The following is a 16,943-nucleotide window of genomic DNA, read 5'->3' on the forward strand; positions in this document are numbered from 1 at the left end:
ACCTGCCACTATTCAAAGTCAAAACCAAAGGATGTAGGGTTTGTATCTTCAACGACATCATAAGTAATTTCTTCCTCAGGGTTATTTCGGAGTTCAATAATATAATCAAAATCATCAAGCGTGTACTCTGAATCCCTTACGAAAATATCCGGGTGTTCAACGATTTTGGTTGCTGGTAGTCTCATGACTTCACGAATCAGCTGCCAATGTTTTTCTGACGACCGCTTTAAAGAAACGATCCCATCAACTAAAAACACATGGTCATTGCTGTATTCATCGTCTGCCAATTGGCTGCGTATCGTTTGTTTCAGAAGTGTTGAAGAAACGAAAATCCATCGCTTGTTCGCACATACACTTGCTGCTACGATCGATTCAGTTTTCCCGACACGAGGCATCCCGCGGATACCTATGAGTTTGTGCCCATCAACCTTGAACAATTCAGCCATAAAATCAACAAGCAATCCAAGTTCATCCCTGACAAACCGGAATGTCTTTTTATCATCAGCATCTCTTTGTATGTAACGTCCATGTCTGACCGCTAAAATATCTCGGAGCTTCGGTTTCCTCATTTTCGTGATCGTAATGTTGTCCATCGTCTCAAGGATAGTCTTCAGACGTTCGACTTGTTCAGAATTATGAACCAACAACAACATTCCGCGCCTCATATTGTCAACGCCGTTGATTGTAATAATATTTATCCCTAACATACCGAGCAAAGAAGAAATATCACCTAGAAGCCCGGGACGGTTTTTATGTATTTCATATTCTAAATACCATTCCTGTTGTTCCATTAGTCATCTCCTTCGCTGTTCACCAATATCCGACATCCTTTTCTCTAATGATAAATGATTTTCCACATTAAGAAAAGTAAAATTAAAGAAAACTTGGCAAGTCTTAAACGGAGTGCAAAGAATTGCCTTAGTTCCCGTTATGCCACGAGATGCAAAGAAAACTTGGCAAGTCTTAAGCAAAGTGATAAGAACTGTCTTGGTTTCACGAAAAAAGGCTGATCCTCTAATGGAATCAGCCCGTTTTCAACTATCGTCTTTCTTGTACAAGCTTGACCATCATGCTTGCGATTGAATGACGCTCTTCTTCATCGGCAACATGCCAAAGGTCAGCAAGTACTTTTTCTTCTGCATTCTTCGGTTCAACCTGATCAGCAAGGTATCCTCCGATTTCAGTAGCGATTTCTGTAATCGCTCCATCCTTCATACCTTTTTCCTCTGCTTGTTGTAAACGTTGGCTGAGGAAGCCTTTCCACTCATTCCAGTTATCAAGAACAGACATGTCTAGTCCCTCCTAGAAAAAATAAAATCGTTCAAGCATTATCATGTCTCAAAAAGTGGAAAGTATGCATCGTTTTTCAACAAGGTTTTTAGTAAAGCATTGCTCGTTTTTATTGTTAATTTATACAAAATTAACTCCGCGGCGTTTCGCAGCCAATTTTTTTAAAACAGTCCTTCAACAATACCAAGCACCGTTTACCGGGAGGATATGGCCTGTCACATAGGATGATTTTTTGGAAACCAAATATCCAACCGCATCAGAGACTTCTTCCGGAAGCCCGAAACGCCCAATCGGTATTTCATCTGAGATCGCTTCCAGCTCTTCATCAGAAAGATGTTCATTCATTTTTGTTGCAATGATCCCTGGAGCGACAGCATTGACTCGAATCCCACTCGGCGCCAATTCTTTTGATAATGCTTTTACCATCGTATTCATACCGCCTTTCACCATTGAATAGAGAACCTCACAGGATGCACCTGTCTGTCCCCAAATCGACGTGATCATGACGATCGACCCTTGTTTCTTTTCAATCATCGAAGGCAGAAGTTGTTGTATGAGCTGGAATGGGCTTTTTAATTGGAGCTGCACCATCCCATCAAGTTCCTTTTGAGCCACATCCGTTATCAATCCAGTATGTGAGCTCCCGCAATTATAAACGAGTACGTTGACCGGAGTTTTAATTTGTTGGGTTAAAATCCCTGGTCCGTCCGGTAAAGCTAAGTTCGAATTGATCAATTTACATTCGACCGAGTCCGCAAATTCCATCTGTAATTTTTCAACAGCCTCTTTATTTTGATAATAGTGCAGATACATGTTGTACCCTTGAGAAGCCAATTCTCTTGCGATTGCTTGTCCGATTTCCCCGCTTGCTCCAGTGACTAAGGCATAGGTTTTCATAGTGTCCCCTCCCATCTGAAATTTCTGTACTTAGTCCCGATAAAATCCCTTAGCGATGGCTGAGCCTAAGTCGTGCTTATATTGAAGAAAGTATCTATACTTTCTTTAAATGAAACATAAAGCAGAGACTGACTTTTTCAGTCAGCCTCACTTTTCCCCCAATATTCTCAACTGCTTTTTGGTCGTACTTGACAGCTTGTAAAAGCTTTTTCCTTAAAGTGATCACTCATTATCTTTTGGAGATCATCAGGTGTGATTTTCGCATACATTTCAACGACGTTGAACAGATTCATATCTCCGAATTGAAAACGGGTGAATTGATTGGCGATATATTCTGGGGAATTCATCGATCTCAGGAAACTCCCCATTTTCTTTTTCTTCAAACGTTCGATTGAGTCAGGATCAATTCCTTTTGATTTGGTCGCTTCAATCATTTCAAAAATACGTTCCGTCAAGCGGTCCGGATCGCTTGTTTCTCCGCCTATGAGTGAGAAACCGAAATCAGATTCCTCTGTATAATCGAACGAAAATGATTGATCGATCAAGCCTTCATCGTATAATTCCTCATAATTGTCTGAGCTTTGGCCGAACAAATAATCTAGCAGAAGATTCATGCTTAATTCGTATTTAAGGCGTTCCTCACCTAAACGATTAGGTGTCGCCTCTTTAAACCCAACCATACACTTCGGTGTTTGTACAGTCATTTTAATGACCGATTTCTTATTTGCAACTTCAGGTGGTTCATCTTCAAAAAAACGCTCGATTTTCTCAGGTGCTGCAAAATCTTTTCCATCCTGATTCTCTTTTACGAGACCCATTATTTCTTTAACATCGACATTACCGACGACAAATAAGAGCATGTTGCTTGGATGGTAAAAAGTTTCGTAGCATGTGTACAGTGAATCTTTTGTAATCTTCGCAATGGAAGAAACGGTTCCTGCAATATCGATCTTTACCGGATGATGATGGAACATGTTTTCGATTACACCGAAGTACACACGCCAGTCAGGATTATCATCATACATCTCAATTTCCTGTCCGATGATCCCTTTTTCTTTCTCTACAGTCTTTTCAGTGAAATAAGGCGCTTGCACGAAATCAATCAATGTCTTCAGATTTTCCTTTACATTCGATGTACTGGAAAAAAGATAAGCCGTTCTTGTAAAGGATGTGAAAGCATTGGCTGATGCCCCTTGTTTGCTGAAATCCTGGAAAACATCGCCGTGCTCTTTTTCAAACAATTTATGTTCTAGAAAATGAGCGATGCCATCCGGAACTTTGACAGGCTCATTTGAACCAATCGGTGTGAAATGATTATCGACTGAACCATATTTGGTCGTAAAGGTTGCATACGTCTTATTGAACCCTTTTTTCGGTAAAACATATACCTGAAGTCCATTGTCTAATGTTTCGGAATAAAGGGTTTCTTGCAGTTGATCGAAATGCGTTTCATTCATGGTTATTGACCCTCCCCTTTAAGGAAATAGATCGTATCAAGCGTGACGGTTTCGGCAGCTTTCTTGACATCGTCCATCGTTACCGCCTGAATCCCCTCTATCCACTCATCGATGGAACGCTCAATGCCGGCTACTTTTGAATGATATAACAGGTCCACCCAACTGTTCGGGTTATCCACAGACTCGAGCAGTTGATTCCGCAACATCTCCTTAGTCTGAGAAAATTCAGCGTCTGTAATATCACCATCCTTCATCTTTTCCATCTGTTCCTTAATAATTGAAACTGCTTTTTCATAATTTTTGAATTCGATTCCTGACATGACAAACAGGGCACCTACATGACTTTCAATCCTCGAAACTGCATAGTACGCAAGACTCGCCTTTTCACGGACATTGATAAACAATTTCGAATGTGAAAATCCACCGAATATTCCATTGAAGACCTGAATGGCATAATACTCTGGATCGGAAAACGTAATGGATGTCCGATAACCGATATGGAGCTTTCCTTGTTTGATGTCCTGTTCATCAAAAACAACATTCTCCTGTGTCCTGTTTTCGATTTCAGAGGAAGGTGATTCATCAGCATTGAACCGTTCACTCAGTTCGAGTCTCGAGAGAACTTTACGTTCTACTTCCTCACCATCGATATCTCCGACAATATAGATATCGATTTCATCTTTATTCATTACGTCCTTATAGTAGTTGAAAAGTTCTTCTGCCGTAATGGCATCGACCTCTTCTTCTTTCCCATAGGCATGTTGTGCATACGGGCGGCCTTTGAACATTTCTTCTACAAGACGTTTATTCGCAAAACGCATTTTATCATCATAGATCGATTGGATTTTCTGTTTCAAGACCCGTTTTTCTTTTTTTACATTATTCTCATCGAATTTCGTGCCATCGTTCAATGGCTGCAACATCACTTCAGATAAGAACTCAAAGGATTGATCGAGGAGCTGTGTATTATCTAACAGAAACTTTTCATTCGAAACATCCATACGGATCGTGATGATCTGGTAATCCCCTTTTTTAGCGACAGAAGTTACGAATCCGGCACCGTACATATCTTCCAATAGTCGATGGATATGTAATGATGATGGATACGATTTGGTGCCAGCTTTCAAGACTTGCGCTAACAACGCCCGTTTTGTTACGTTCTCTTCTTCAATCTTACGTTTTATCTGGATGGAAATCGTCGTTGTCTTATATTTTTCTGTTTCAATCAGATGCAGTGTGTACCCCTCCGTAGGTACCACTCGAGGTTCAGTTGTCCTTGTCATATCTTCAACCTCTCCTTTGCCAGGTTTTCTGTTGATAGCTTACCCATTTATTCCCGAAACATGAACTCTCATCATTATAATACTCTTTAATGAGATTTTCATAACGAAAGGCAAGCTAATTACAACCGCTAGACTTATACTTTTTTATCTTCTAGGCTCTGCAGTTTTAAATTGTTGATTTCTGCGAAATTTCCAAAGATTGCCATTAAACATACCCACCATTTAAAAAGGCTGATTTCGCAGGACAAGGAAAGCTTCGGCAGCGTTACATCGCACGAAGAAAATGCGATTTTCATTTTCGAGGAGTCTCGCACCTTGCTCTCCAATCAACTTGCACAAGGTGAGTCTATACAAAAATCCCCCAAAAGCAACAATCTTTAAGAAAAAAGCCTTTAAAAAAGAACTCCTCATACTATGAGAAGTTCTCTATCCATTATCGTTTTCCTTTTTCGTATGGTTTTCCGATTGCTTTAGGTGCGTCTGCACGGCCTACAAAACCAGCTAGTGCAAGGATCGTCAGCACATATGGCGAAATAAGCAAAATGACGTGTGGTATTTCTTTCAGCAAGGGTATTTGTTGACCTGTAATACTCAACGATTGAGCAAACCCGAAGAACAATGCTGCGCCTAATGCGCCAAGCGGGTGCCACTTTCCAAAGATCATTGCTGCAAGGGCCATGAATCCTTGCCCTGCGATCGTCGAGTGTGTGAAGTTCCCACTAATCGAGGTAGCGTAAACCGCACCACCAAGCCCTGCGAAAGCACCACTTAGCATAACTGCAATGTAACGCATCTTCGTTACATTGATCCCCATTGTATCTGCAGCCATCGGATGCTCACCGACAGCACGTAAACGAAGTCCGAAAGGTGTTTTGAACACGACGAACCAGACAACGAAAGCCAGTGCCACAGCTAAAAATGAGGTTATATAGGCATCACCAAAAAGTAACGGGCCGATAAAAGGGATGTCAGATAGTATTGGAATATCCGATTTAAAAATCCGTTCGTTCAAATACGGCGTTTGACCAGCATCAAAGATTTTTTTTACTAAGAAAAGTGTCAAACCTGCTGCAAGGAAATTCAATGCAACGCCGCTGACGACCTGGTCAGCACGGAACGAAATGCTTGCAACTGCGTGCAACAGTGAAAAAATCGCCCCGATTACGATTGCAGCCAGGAAAGAGAACCAAGGTGATGCACTTCCAAATCCCCAGGTTTCTCCATAGAACGTGAAGACGGCTCCGACAAAGGCTCCCATCATCATGAGCCCTTCCAAACCGATATTGACAACTCCGGATCGTTCACTGAAAACTCCACCAAGCGCAGTCAGGATTAAAGGGGCAGCAGCAAAGATGGCTGTAGGTATGATAATTTGTAATATCTGCATGAGATCCATCTAGATTTTCCCCCTTCTGTTAATCCGGTTTCGCAGCCAGTATACAAGATAGCTGGAAGCTACGAAAAAGATGATTAGTGAAATGACAATTGTGATCAATTCAGGAGGGACTTGCGCCATCGCCTGCATATTCAATGCTCCGATTTTCAATCCTCCGAAGAGGGCAGCAGCAAGGATGATTCCAATCGCACTATTCGCTCCAAGAAGCGCTACAGCAATTCCATCAAATCCGACACCAGTAAAGGCAGCATTAATTGTCATATATTGATACGTCCCAAGACCTTCCATGGCACCTGCAACACCAGCAAATCCACCTGAAATGCACATGGATAAGATGATATTCTTCGAAACACTGATTCCTCCATAGTCAGAAGCATGCTGATTGAATCCGACTGCACGCAGTTCGTATCCAGTCGTCGTCTTCCATAACAAGTACCACATCAAAACCGCAGCCAATATGGCCACGATAATGCCATAGTGAAACCTCGAAAAATCCGTTATTTCTTGTAAAAACAGTGATGACAATGAAGCTGAAGACTGGATAACTTCAGTCCGTTCTCCTGGCGCTAACAAATGAGTTCGAATGATTGCGTTGGTGACATGCAAAGCGACATAGTTCATCATGATCGTGGTAATGACTTCATGTACTCTGAATCTTGCTTTCAAATAGCCAGGTACAAGCCCCCACAATGCCCCAGCAACTGCTGCCGCAATGATAGCGAGCGGAATATGGATGAAAGCAGGGACCCCTTCAACAACGATTCCTACATAAACAGAAGCGAGCCATCCCACTAATAGCTGACCTTCTACACCGATGTTAAACAACCCTGTTCTGAAAGCGAATGCGACAGCAATTCCTGATAAAATCAGCGGTGACATCTGTCTGATTGTTTCTCCGATATAATATGGATCTGTGAAAATTACACTGAACAGAGAGGAGTATGCCAGCAGCGGATCATATCCACTTGTAACCATGATAATTCCGCCGACGAGAAGACCAAGCGCAACTGCAATGACAGGTACGCTGAGCTTGAATAGAATTCTTTGCAGTTTCACTTACTTCTCCTCCTTCTCTGTCTGTTTCGAACCAGCCATCAGCAAGCCCAAGTCTTGTTCGGACACTTCTTGTGGATCAACGATCGCTATGATTTTCCCTTCATATATGACAGCAATCCGATCACTCACATTCATGATTTCTTCAAGTTCAAATGAAATGAGCAAGACAGCTTTATTGGCATCTCTTTCTTCAATAAGCTTCGAATGGATGAACTCGATCGCTCCGACGTCAAGTCCCCTTGTCGGCTGTGCGGCAATCAACAGGTCAGGACTACGGTCCACTTCACGAGCTATGATCGCTTTTTGCTGATTCCCTCCGGATAAAGCTCTCGCTTCCGTATGTACACTCGGTGTACGTACATCGAACTGCTCAATCAACTGTTCCGCCTTATTGAAAATTTCTGTTGCTTTGAGCTGTTTGTATTTGGAATACGGTTTTTTGTAGTAGGTTTGCAAAACCATGTTTTCACCGATGGAAAAATCAAGGACAAGACCGTGTTTATGACGATCCTGCGGAATGTGACCTACTCCCGATTCTGTGACTTTACGTGGTTTAAGATTGGTTATTCCTTTACCATTCAATCGGATTTCTCCACTGTCCGCTTTGCGTAAACCTGTAATCGCTTCAATCAATTCCGTCTGGCCGTTGCCATCTACCCCTGCGATTCCGATGATTTCCCCTGCGCGAATGGTCAAATCCAGACCGTTGACAGCTGGTACGCCGCGAGCATCTTTCACCACAAGGCTGTTTATCTCAAGAACTTCCTGCTGAGGATTTCCCTTTTCTTTTTTCGTGGTGAACGATACATCACGCCCAACCATCATCGAAGCTAATTCTTCGCGATTTGTATCTGCTACATCAACAGTACCGATTCCTTTCCCTCTGCGGATGACCGTACAACGATCGCAGACTTCCATGATCTCCTTCAATTTATGGGTGATCAGGATGATCGATTTGCCTTCAGCAATCAGACGTTTCATGATTTGGATCAATTCTTTTATTTCCTGAGGTGTTAACACAGCTGTCGGTTCATCGAAGATCAGAATTTCCGCTCCACGGTACAACGTTTTTAAAATCTCCACACGCTGTTGCATCCCTACAGAAATATCCTCGATCTTTGCATATGGATCAACACGCAATCCATATTGTCTGGATATTTCTTCGACTTTCTTTGCTGCTGATTTGATATCGACCTGTGCACGCCGTTTCGGTTCCTGTCCAAGGACGATATTTTCAGTAACAGTAAAGTTTTCTACGAGCATAAAATGCTGATGGACCATACCAATTCCCAAATTGTTCGCGATGTTCGGATCTGTGATCTCCACCTTCTCACCGCGTACACGTATTTCACCTTTTTCAGGCTGATACAGGCCGAATAGCACATTCATCAATGTGGACTTCCCTGCACCGTTTTCTCCCAACAATGCATGGATCTCGCCCTTTTGAACCTGTAAAGTTATGTTGTCATTGGCAACTATGCCAGGAAACTCTTTGCGGATGTCCCGCATTTCAATGACGTATTCCAACTGTCATCACTCCTACTATGTTGTTGCGTTTGCATAGATTGAACAGCATTCTTTCTTATATCCTCAATGGCTCTTAAGTGTAACAAGAGAGTCTGGGGAATATCCGACATACCTTTGTTACACTCAAGAACTTAATGCTGGATGAGTCGATCATCAAGGAATTGAAAACTGTTCAATTGCATAAAAAGGGGGTTGACTCAAAGAATGATGGGTCAACCCCTCTGTATAGAGCTATAGATTACTTTTCGCTTTTGAACGCTTCGTATTCTTCAGCTGTCTTAGGTACTTCAATCTCACCTGCAACGATTTTCTCTTTATATTCTTTAACCATTGTCAGTGACTCTTCTGTAACGTTATCTTCTGTTGGAGCGATTCCGACTCCATCTTGCTCAAGACCGAACTCGACGATTTTGCCACCCGGGAAGTTTCCGTCCTTCGTTTGGGTAGAAACTTCAAATACAGCGGTGTCTACACGTTTCACCATTGAAGTAAGGGTTACACTCTTGTTGTTCTCTTTGTCATAGATCCCTTCTTCGAATTGGTCACGGTCAACACCGATCACCCATACATCTTCACCGTTCTTCTTACGGTTGATTGCTTCTGTGAACACTCCTGCACCCGTTCCTCCTGCTGCATGATAAATAACGTCTACATCTTTACCATACAGTGCTGAAGCAATCGTGGCACCTTTAGCAGCATCGTTGAAATCACCAGCATATTGAGTCAGTACTTCAGCATCCGGGTTTGCAGTCAAAACCCCAGCAAGGAAACCATTCTCAAATTTAGAAATAAGTTCACTTTCTACACCGCCGATGAACCCGACTTTATTCGTTTTCGTCTGCAATCCAGCTACCAATCCTACGAGGAAAGATCCTTGATGCTCCTTGAATGTGATACTTGCCACGTTTTCAAGTGGATTTCCTTCTTTATCGACAGCTACGCTATCAACAAGTGCAAATTGTGCAGCCTCTTGTTGTTGTGCGACCTTTTGAATGTCTTCTTGCATCAAGAAGCCGATTCCGTAAATCAAATCATAATTTTGACGGACCAAGTTGTTCAAGTTCGGACGGTAGTCACTTTGCTTTTCTGACTGTAAGTATTTGTAACCTTTTTTCTCTTCCAGGTCGTTTTCATCACCAAATGCTTCAAGACCTTCCCAAGCAGATTGGTTGAACGACTTATCGTCTACTCCGCCAGTGTCTGTAACCATTGCGACTTTAAAGCCGTCATCCTTCTTATCCCCTGATGCAGCTTCATCACTGCCACAAGCCGAAAGCAATGTTCCAGCCGCTAAAACCATAGACATCAATAACCCATAACGCTTTTTCATTCCGTACATTTCCCCCTTAGTGTATTATCAAAATTTCATAAATTTCTAAAAGCTAAGCGCTTTCAAACAACCCCCTGACCACCTCCTTAAATTCACCGTTTATCATTCGATGCCATTTTGAACTTCCTTTCACACCCGACGTCTGACAACGTGGAAATCAAACTTATCAGCCCTAAAGTAATTCACCGAATATAACACAGGAATATCATTCTGATCATAATGCATTTGCTTCAATACGAGCAGGGATGATTCCGGTGGACATTCCAGTACGTCTGAAACCTTGTCGTGATACCCTAAAGGTTCGATATGAGTAACCGCATACAATACTCGGCTATTAGACTCTTTTTCTAGCAAATTGAACAGTGATTCTTCTTCCATCGATTTGTAATTGGTTGGCATCAATTTAGCAGGGACCTGATCAAGACAATAAATGACAGGTTGTCCATCTGCCGTACGAACTCGTTCCACTACTACAAGTTCATCTGGAGCTTCAAGGTTGAACTGCTGGATTTCTTCGTCCATCGCTTCTCTCGTATCTGATGATAAGAAGATTGTGCCTGGTTTCTGTCCACCTCGTTCAATCATTTCAGTGAGACTGAAGAGCTCTTCGATCCCAGATGAGAAAACGGGTCGAGTACGTACGAAAGTACCTACACCATGCCTTCTGACGACGACATTCTCATCTTCTAGTATTCGCAGCGCTTCTCTAAGTGTTGCGCGGCTGATACCTAACAGCTTCGATAATTCAAACTCGCTCGGAAGTCTTTCCCCTTCCTGATAGACCCCTGATTCAATATCTTTCTTTAATCGATCTATTACTTGTAAATATAATAGACGATGGTCCGTTTTAATGGTCACACGTCTTCACCCCAAGTGTATTGCATTCTATTCTGTTTATTTAACAATATTCGACAATACTATATCATTTTTACATCAATAAATAAATACTATTTTTACATTATATATAAAAATGTTACGATAATATTTCAAATCTGACATGCTATTTGATAATAAAGGCTGTTTTCGCAAACTTTGTTGCTCTTGCACTTAAAGAAAGTATAAAATACTTTCTTCAGTATAAGGGCAACTAAGGCTCGACCTACAAAAGGCTTGGTCTCGCCAAGTTTTTTTAAGAGCCGTTGAATTCCGCTCCAGGATGCCCGCTTTCCGCGGGGCGTGCGGTGAGCCCACTCGTCGCCTTTGCGACCTCAGGAGTCTCCTTTTCAAGGAAGCATTTGTGCTCCTGCGTCTAAAAAGAAAGTCCTGTCGATGTGAGCTTCCTCGTCGCATGCCTTGCGAGGAGATTATTCAGGTAGTAGGCACGCTGATCCCGCTGGAGTCTCGCACCTTGCTCTCCAATCAACATGCACAAGGTGATTTTTTAAAATGACCCAAAAGCAACAATCTTTTAGAAAAGAGCCATAATTAAAGCATCAACGAAATGTCATTTACATTTATCAGCTGAGTTCAAATTATACGTCCAGTAAACATAGAAAAAGTGCCTGACACTTCGGAATTCAGAGCGTCAGACACTTATCATTTCTCATTTTCTTTAACTGGATGAAGCATCCTGATCTATACTTGAAATGAGTACCTCTCTCGGTTTGCTACCTTCATAGGGACCGACAATGCCTCTGGCTTCCATTGCATCAATCAGTCTTGCAGCTCTTGTGTATCCTATACGGAAACGCCTCTGAAGCATGGAAACTGACGCTGTTTGCATATCGACAATCAAATTCACTGCATCATCAAAAAGTTCATCTTCTACTTCTTCCACTTTCTGATCAGGTTCATCGGTCGGGATCATTTCTTCCTGATACTTCGCTTTTTGCTGTCCAATGACGAAATCGACTATTTGTTGCACTTCTTCATCAGATAAAAATGCACCTTGTACACGTGTCGGTTTGTTTGAGCCGATTGGGAAGTAAAGCATGTCACCTTTCCCTAGAAGCTTTTCAGCCCCTCCCATATCTAAAATCGTTCGGGAATCCGTTGAAGATGAAACGCTGAATGCGATCCTTGATGGAATGTTTGCTTTGATGACACCCGTGATGACATCAACTGAAGGTCTTTGTGTTGCGATGATCAAGTGTATTCCAGCAGCACGGGCCATCTGCGCAAGCCTAGTAATCGCATCTTCAACGTCACCAGAAGCGACCATCATCAGATCAGCGAGTTCATCTACGACGACAACGATATATGGCAGTAAAGCCTGCTTAGCATCCGATTCCTCATTTTGTTTTTTGATCAAGTTGTTATAGCCTTCAATATTCCTTGTCCCGCTATGTGAAAACAATTCATATCGACGTTCCATTTCATTGACGACCCGCTTTAATGCTTGTGCAGCTTTTTTCGGTTCAGTCACAACTGGAGCAAGCAGATGAGGAATACCGTTATAGACATTCAATTCGACCATTTTCGGATCGATCATCATCATTTTCACTTCATGCGGTTTCGCTTTCAACAAAATACTTGTTATGATTCCATTCACACATACACTTTTACCACTACCTGTCGCCCCTGCAATCAACAAGTGAGGCATTTTGCTCAGGTCAGCAAGAATCGGTTCGCCGGAAATATCGCGACCTAAACCAATACTAAGCTTAGCATTTAAATCGTTGCGCTTTGTATCCACTACTTCTCTCAATGAAACCATCGCCACTTCCTGATTCGGCACTTCGATTCCGATTGCCGATCTTCCTGGAATCGGCGCTTCAATACGCAGATCTTTTGCTGCAAGGGCCAATGCGAGGTCATCTGTCAAATTCACGATTTTACTTACCTTCACACCAATTGCCGGCTGTACTTCATATTTTGTGACAGCAGGACCCAAATGGACTTTAACTACCTTCGCTTTTACCCCGAAGCTTTCAAACGTTCGTTCCAGCTTCCTCGTGTTTTCCGAAACATGTTGTCTTTCCCGATGTTGGCCGGATTTAACTGGTCTGCTCAGCAAATCATAAGGAGGGAGCTCATAGGATTCATTCTCCACCTCAGCAACAGAAAATCCGGACGTGACTTCGCCAGAATCTATACTCGAATTGCTGGCAGGTTGGGATGGTTTTTTGTTTTCTTTTTCAGCATGAGCCTTTTGCAGTTCCTTTTGTTTCAACTCTTCGAACTCGAATGCTTCCTGATAGCTGTTTTCAGTGAAATCTTCAATGATCGGTTCAGAGTAAGTTTCCTCATCAAACTCTTTCTGATCATCGGCTTCTTTTTTATCCTTGGTTGTCCGTTTGCCCCTCGTCTTCCGTTCTTTCTTACGTGCTTCTTGCTTCTGTTCTCGCTTGCTCTGAAAATGATCCTTCCAATCACTATATGTATTCATGATGAAGTTCTTTAATGGTACCACGACTTTAGCGAGAATATCATTCATGGACAATCCTGTGATAAGCAAGATCGCGATGATCCACATGAAGAAAATGATGACCTGTGTACCTTCTGGTGCAAACAAGACATAAGTGAACGCGAAGCCAAAAGCTCCGATCATACCGCCACCTAAATCGTAGGTTCCTGGATCAGATCCCTGGTAGCGCAAAAACAATTCCCAAGTATTCTGGATGACAGAAGGATTTTCCCATTCGCCATTTCGAGATAACAGATCGAAAAGCTTAACATGGCTTTGCAATAATAAACCGAGGACAAACAAGTAAACACCGCTTAACCGGCGTGTAAAAAAGTTTGGCCATGCCCGCTTCCAAATGATATAGATGGAGAGGACAAAGACTCCTAATAGCAAGATCCCATACCATTCCCCGCCTAATAAACGGAACAATCCAGCAAAAATATTCCCCACTTTGCCGAATTCCGCAGCTGCAATCAACGTCATCGCAAGCAATAGAAGTCCGAAAACTTCAAAAGAAAGCTGCGATTTCCAACCTGACGACTTTTTATTCTTCTTTTTTTTCCTTTTTGCCATTTTTTCACCTCTCATGCGATTTACTCTGTCTGGATGTATGTATTTGGTGATTCACATTTACTTATGTATTGCAAAAGGGCTGACCCTGTTAAAGCGGGACTGTGTTAACACTTCAATGACTGGAAACCGTGTTAAACGAGTCGGACACTTATGGGTCAACCCACTATAAGTAGTGTTATTATAACATACTGGAATTCTGGGAACTAGATGGACTTTGATCATAGTTGTAGCTCTTCTTTAAAATCGTGCCTGGCTGAAAATTTGGATCAAGATAATGGTAAGGATCCGTACTTAAGAGATTCACAATCCTGCATTGATTTCCGTCTAGATGCTCCACCATCATCGAGACCCCATTCATTTCGATCATAGCGTGTTTTTCATAATCTTCATTGGCTACATTGAAGACAAGTTCATTGGGCATCGAGGTATATAGAATCATTGGACCAGATCCTGTTCTTCTTCAGGCTTTTCGGGTTTTTCAGCTTTTATAAGCTCATTCAGTTTCTTCATTGCTTTTCCGAGGCCCCCAACTTCATCAATCAATCCATAAGCCACTGCATCGTCCCCTACTACATTCGTTCCAATATCACGAGTAAGATTTCCTTTCGATAACATCAATTCTTTGAACTTCTCTTCTGGAATGTTCGAGTGTTTCATAACAAAACTAATTACCCTTTCCTGCATTTTATCCAGATACTCGAATGTTTGAGGCACACCGATCACTAATCCAGTCAGACGCACAGGATGGATCGTCATCGTAGCTGTTTCAGCAATGAATGAATAATCCCCTGCCACAGCGATTGGAACTCCAATAGAGTGCCCACCGCCAAGGACAAGGCAAACTTTTGGTTTTGATAAAGAGGCAATCATTTCCGCAATGGCCAATCCTGCTTCAACATCTCCCCCCACAGTATTGAGGATTACTAGTAGACCTTCGATTTTCGGGTTCTGTTCTATTGCCACAATTTGAGGGATCATATGCTCATATTTAGTCGTCTTATTATTGGGAGGAAGCTGGACATGCCCCTCGATTTGCCCGACAATCGTCATACAATGGATATTGGATTGCTCCATTTGTGGTACATTCGTCTGTCCCATTTGCTGGATTTTATTGATCAGTGACGAGGAGTTTTCCTTATCCTGTTCTTGTTTATTCGGTTTTTGAGGTTGTGTTGGTTGAGTTGGTGTGACTTCATCGTTATTCGCATTCTGCTGCTCGTTCATGGGCGGACTCCTTTCACAACAATTACTTTTCCTTTAGTATTGTCTTATTCGGAATCATTCTATCCATCATGAAACGAGAACTTCTGATCTTGCGATTTTAAAGGTTCATTATGGGCAAATCACCGATAAATTACGTATTTGCACCGTAATGTCAATCAAAAGAAATGGCTTCTTTCGCAAACTTTCTTGCTTTTGCACTTAAAGAAAGTATAAAATACTTTCTTCAGTATAAGGGCAACTAAGGCTCGACCTACAAAAGGCTTGGTCTCGCCAAGTTTTCTTTAAAAGTCGTTGATTTCCGCTCCAGGATGCTCGCTTTCCCCGGGGCGTGCGGTGAGCCCGCTCGTCGCCTTGCGACCTCAGGAGTCTCCTTTTCAAGGAAGCATTTGTGCTCCTGTGTCTACAAGAAAGTCCTGTCGAAGCGAGCTTCCTCGTCGCATGCCTTGCGAGGAGATTATTCAGGTAGTAGGCACGCTGGTCCCGCAGGACAAGGAAAGCTTCGGCTGCGTTACATCGCACGAAGAAAATGCGATTTTCATTTTCGAGGAGTCTCGCATCTTGCTCTCCAATCAACTTGCACAAGGTGAGGTTTTTATGACTCAAAAGCAACAATCTCTTAAAAAAGAGCCAAAAAAAAGCTGACCTCTAAGGGCCAACCTCTTCTATAAGTTTCAAACAGTATGATAATTGTTCATTAAAGATGTTAATCGGACGCGCTCTTGTTCTGACAATGGTACCAAAGGAAGTCTTACGCCTCCAACATCAACACCGGAGATTTGCAATGCAGTCTTGACCGGTGTCGGGCTAGGTGCAGCGAACATTTCTTTCATGATCGGCAAAAGCTTACCATGTAGTGCAGCAGCTTCTTTATTATTTCCAGACTGGAAAGCAGCGATCATTTTTTGCATATCGTTTCCTACTACATGAGAAGCTACAGAAACGATTCCATTTCCGCCAATAGCCATTACAGGTAACGTAAGGCCGTCATCACCACTATATAATGCAAAATCATCACTTGTTTTTGAAATGATTTCTGTCATCTGATCCAGATCACCGCTGGCTTCCTTCACACAAACGATGTTTCCGATTTCAGACAACCGTACGATGGTATCGACTGACATATTAATGACAGATCGACCTGGAATGTTATATAACATGATTGGCAGCGATGTGGATTCTGCGATTGTTTTAAAATGTAAGTAAAGTCCTTGCTGGTTCGGTTTATTGTAGTATGGGGCTACAAGCATGATCCCGTCTACACCGGCTTCTTCAGCCTGTTTTGTAAGTTCAATCGAAGCGTGTGTGTTGTTGCTTCCAGTCCCAGCAATAACAGGCACACGTTTTTCGACGACTTTTACAACGTGCTTGAAGAGCGCTACCTTCTCTTCTTTTGTCAAGGTAGGGGATTCTCCAGTCGTCCCGGCAATCACCAGCCCATCCGATCCGTTCTTAATTAAATATTCGACCAATTTGGTAGTTCGTGTGAAATCGATGTTTCCTTTATGGTCGAATGGCGTGACCATAGCGGTCAATACTTTTCCAAAGTCCATCTTACTATACTCCT

At 42.4% G+C, this 16,943-nt stretch carries 16 protein-coding genes; 2 read left to right on the forward strand and 14 right to left on the reverse strand.

Annotated features, from left to right (window positions below):
* Positions 1-8 precede the first annotated feature (8 nt).
* From ACTWQL_RS09610 to yfmF, 5 genes are all read right to left on the reverse strand, one after another.
* Complete coding sequence (locus tag ACTWQL_RS09610; protein ID WP_443142237.1) at positions 9-791, reverse strand: DUF3388 domain-containing protein; 783 nt, start codon at positions 789-791, stop codon at positions 9-11.
* A 247-nt stretch (positions 792-1,038) separates the two neighbouring features.
* Entirely contained in the window at positions 1,039-1,290 is a 252-nt protein-coding gene (locus ACTWQL_RS09615; RefSeq protein WP_443142238.1) for a DUF3243 domain-containing protein, read from the reverse strand.
* A gap of 174 nt (positions 1,291-1,464) precedes the next feature.
* Entirely contained in the window at positions 1,465-2,187 is a 723-nt protein-coding gene (gene ymfI / locus ACTWQL_RS09620; protein ID WP_443142239.1) for an elongation factor P 5-aminopentanone reductase, read from the reverse strand.
* Between the two features lie 167 nt (positions 2,188-2,354).
* Positions 2,355-3,644: an EF-P 5-aminopentanol modification-associated protein YfmH gene (gene yfmH / locus ACTWQL_RS09625; protein WP_443142240.1), complete on the reverse strand. Its 1,290-nt coding sequence runs from the start codon at positions 3,642-3,644 to the stop codon at positions 2,355-2,357.
* A gap of 2 nt (positions 3,645-3,646) precedes the next feature.
* Positions 3,647-4,927 carry an EF-P 5-aminopentanol modification-associated protein YfmF gene (gene yfmF / locus ACTWQL_RS09630; protein ID WP_443142241.1) on the reverse strand — a complete coding sequence of 427 codons (1,281 nt, stop codon included), beginning with the start codon at positions 4,925-4,927 and terminating at the stop codon, positions 3,647-3,649.
* A 174-nt stretch (positions 4,928-5,101) separates the two neighbouring features.
* On the opposite strand from yfmF, the gene ACTWQL_RS09635 reads away from it, so the two are divergent.
* Positions 5,102-5,308 carry a hypothetical protein gene (locus tag ACTWQL_RS09635; protein WP_443142242.1) on the forward strand — a complete coding sequence of 69 codons (207 nt, stop codon included), beginning with the start codon at positions 5,102-5,104 and terminating at the stop codon, positions 5,306-5,308.
* 52 nt (positions 5,309-5,360) lie between these two features.
* Here ACTWQL_RS09635 and ACTWQL_RS09640 read toward each other — a convergent pair whose 3' ends face one another.
* The 8 genes from ACTWQL_RS09640 to ACTWQL_RS09675 all read right to left on the reverse strand — a co-directional run bounded on the left by ACTWQL_RS09640 (position 5,361) and on the right by ACTWQL_RS09675 (position 15,379).
* Positions 5,361-6,323: an ABC transporter permease gene (locus ACTWQL_RS09640; protein WP_443142243.1), complete on the reverse strand. Its 963-nt coding sequence runs from the start codon at positions 6,321-6,323 to the stop codon at positions 5,361-5,363.
* Positions 6,324-7,373, reverse strand: a complete 1,050-nt coding sequence (locus ACTWQL_RS09645) for an ABC transporter permease (protein ID WP_443142438.1) — start codon at positions 7,371-7,373, stop codon at positions 6,324-6,326.
* Positions 7,374-7,379: 6 nt separating this feature from the next.
* A complete protein-coding gene (locus ACTWQL_RS09650) occupies positions 7,380-8,906 on the reverse strand; it encodes an ABC transporter ATP-binding protein (RefSeq protein WP_443142244.1) in 1,527 nt (508 codons plus the stop codon).
* Between the two features lie 238 nt (positions 8,907-9,144).
* On the reverse strand, positions 9,145-10,236 hold the full coding sequence (locus tag ACTWQL_RS09655) for a BMP family lipoprotein (protein ID WP_443142245.1): 1,092 nt from the start codon (positions 10,234-10,236) through the stop codon (positions 9,145-9,147).
* Positions 10,237-10,365: 129 nt separating this feature from the next.
* Positions 10,366-11,094 (reverse strand): GntR family transcriptional regulator, encoded by a 729-nt coding sequence (locus tag ACTWQL_RS09660; RefSeq protein WP_443142246.1) that lies wholly within the window; start codon positions 11,092-11,094, stop codon positions 10,366-10,368.
* Between the two features lie 694 nt (positions 11,095-11,788).
* The gene (locus ACTWQL_RS09665) at positions 11,789-14,155 is read right to left on the reverse strand and encodes a DNA translocase FtsK (RefSeq protein WP_443142247.1); all 2,367 of its coding nucleotides are present in this window, start codon (positions 14,153-14,155) and stop codon (positions 11,789-11,791) included.
* 178 nt (positions 14,156-14,333) lie between these two features.
* Positions 14,334-14,594, reverse strand: coding sequence for a YlzJ-like family protein (locus ACTWQL_RS09670; protein WP_443142248.1), 261 nt, complete (start codon positions 14,592-14,594; stop codon positions 14,334-14,336).
* Positions 14,591-15,379, reverse strand: a complete 789-nt coding sequence (locus ACTWQL_RS09675) for a ClpP family protease (protein ID WP_443142249.1) — start codon at positions 15,377-15,379, stop codon at positions 14,591-14,593. The genes ACTWQL_RS09670 and ACTWQL_RS09675 overlap by 4 nt, the downstream gene beginning before the upstream one ends.
* Before the next feature lie 438 nt (positions 15,380-15,817).
* On the opposite strand from ACTWQL_RS09675, the gene ACTWQL_RS09680 reads away from it, so the two are divergent.
* Positions 15,818-16,021 carry a hypothetical protein gene (locus ACTWQL_RS09680; protein ID WP_443142250.1) on the forward strand — a complete coding sequence of 68 codons (204 nt, stop codon included), beginning with the start codon at positions 15,818-15,820 and terminating at the stop codon, positions 16,019-16,021.
* Between the two features lie 29 nt (positions 16,022-16,050).
* Here the strand turns inward: ACTWQL_RS09680 and dapA are convergent, their stop codons facing one another.
* Entirely contained in the window at positions 16,051-16,929 is an 879-nt protein-coding gene (gene dapA, locus ACTWQL_RS09685) for a 4-hydroxy-tetrahydrodipicolinate synthase (RefSeq protein ID WP_443142251.1), read from the reverse strand.
* Positions 16,930-16,943: the final 14 nt, after the last annotated feature.

Source organism: Pseudalkalibacillus sp. R45, assembly GCF_052246725.1.
Classification (GTDB): domain Bacteria; phylum Bacillota; class Bacilli; order Bacillales; family Fictibacillaceae; genus Pseudalkalibacillus.

What these genes read in the sequence shown, in the direction of transcription:
- ACTWQL_RS09665 (WP_443142247.1), bottom strand. Translation starts at nt 14,155, where the DNA reads ATGGCAAAAAGGAAAAAAAAGAAGAATAAAAAGTCGTCAGGTTGGAAA.
- ACTWQL_RS09640 (WP_443142243.1), bottom strand. Translation starts at nt 6,323, where the DNA reads ATGGATCTCATGCAGATATTACAAATTATCATACCTACAGCCATCTTT.
- ACTWQL_RS09610 (WP_443142237.1), bottom strand. Translation starts at nt 791, where the DNA reads ATGGAACAACAGGAATGGTATTTAGAATATGAAATACATAAAAACCGT.
- ymfI (WP_443142239.1), bottom strand. Translation starts at nt 2,187, where the DNA reads ATGAAAACCTATGCCTTAGTCACTGGAGCAAGCGGGGAAATCGGACAA.
- ACTWQL_RS09680 (WP_443142250.1), top strand. Translation starts at nt 15,818, where the DNA reads ATGCCTTGCGAGGAGATTATTCAGGTAGTAGGCACGCTGGTCCCGCAG.
- yfmF (WP_443142241.1), bottom strand. Translation starts at nt 4,927, where the DNA reads ATGACAAGGACAACTGAACCTCGAGTGGTACCTACGGAGGGGTACACA.
- ACTWQL_RS09670 (WP_443142248.1), bottom strand. Translation starts at nt 14,594, where the DNA reads ATGATTCTATATACCTCGATGCCCAATGAACTTGTCTTCAATGTAGCC.
- ACTWQL_RS09655 (WP_443142245.1), bottom strand. Translation starts at nt 10,236, where the DNA reads ATGAAAAAGCGTTATGGGTTATTGATGTCTATGGTTTTAGCGGCTGGA.
- ACTWQL_RS09675 (WP_443142249.1), bottom strand. Translation starts at nt 15,379, where the DNA reads ATGAACGAGCAGCAGAATGCGAATAACGATGAAGTCACACCAACTCAA.
- dapA (WP_443142251.1), bottom strand. Translation starts at nt 16,929, where the DNA reads ATGGACTTTGGAAAAGTATTGACCGCTATGGTCACGCCATTCGACCAT.
- yfmH (WP_443142240.1), bottom strand. Translation starts at nt 3,644, where the DNA reads ATGAATGAAACGCATTTCGATCAACTGCAAGAAACCCTTTATTCCGAA.
- ACTWQL_RS09615 (WP_443142238.1), bottom strand. Translation starts at nt 1,290, where the DNA reads ATGTCTGTTCTTGATAACTGGAATGAGTGGAAAGGCTTCCTCAGCCAA.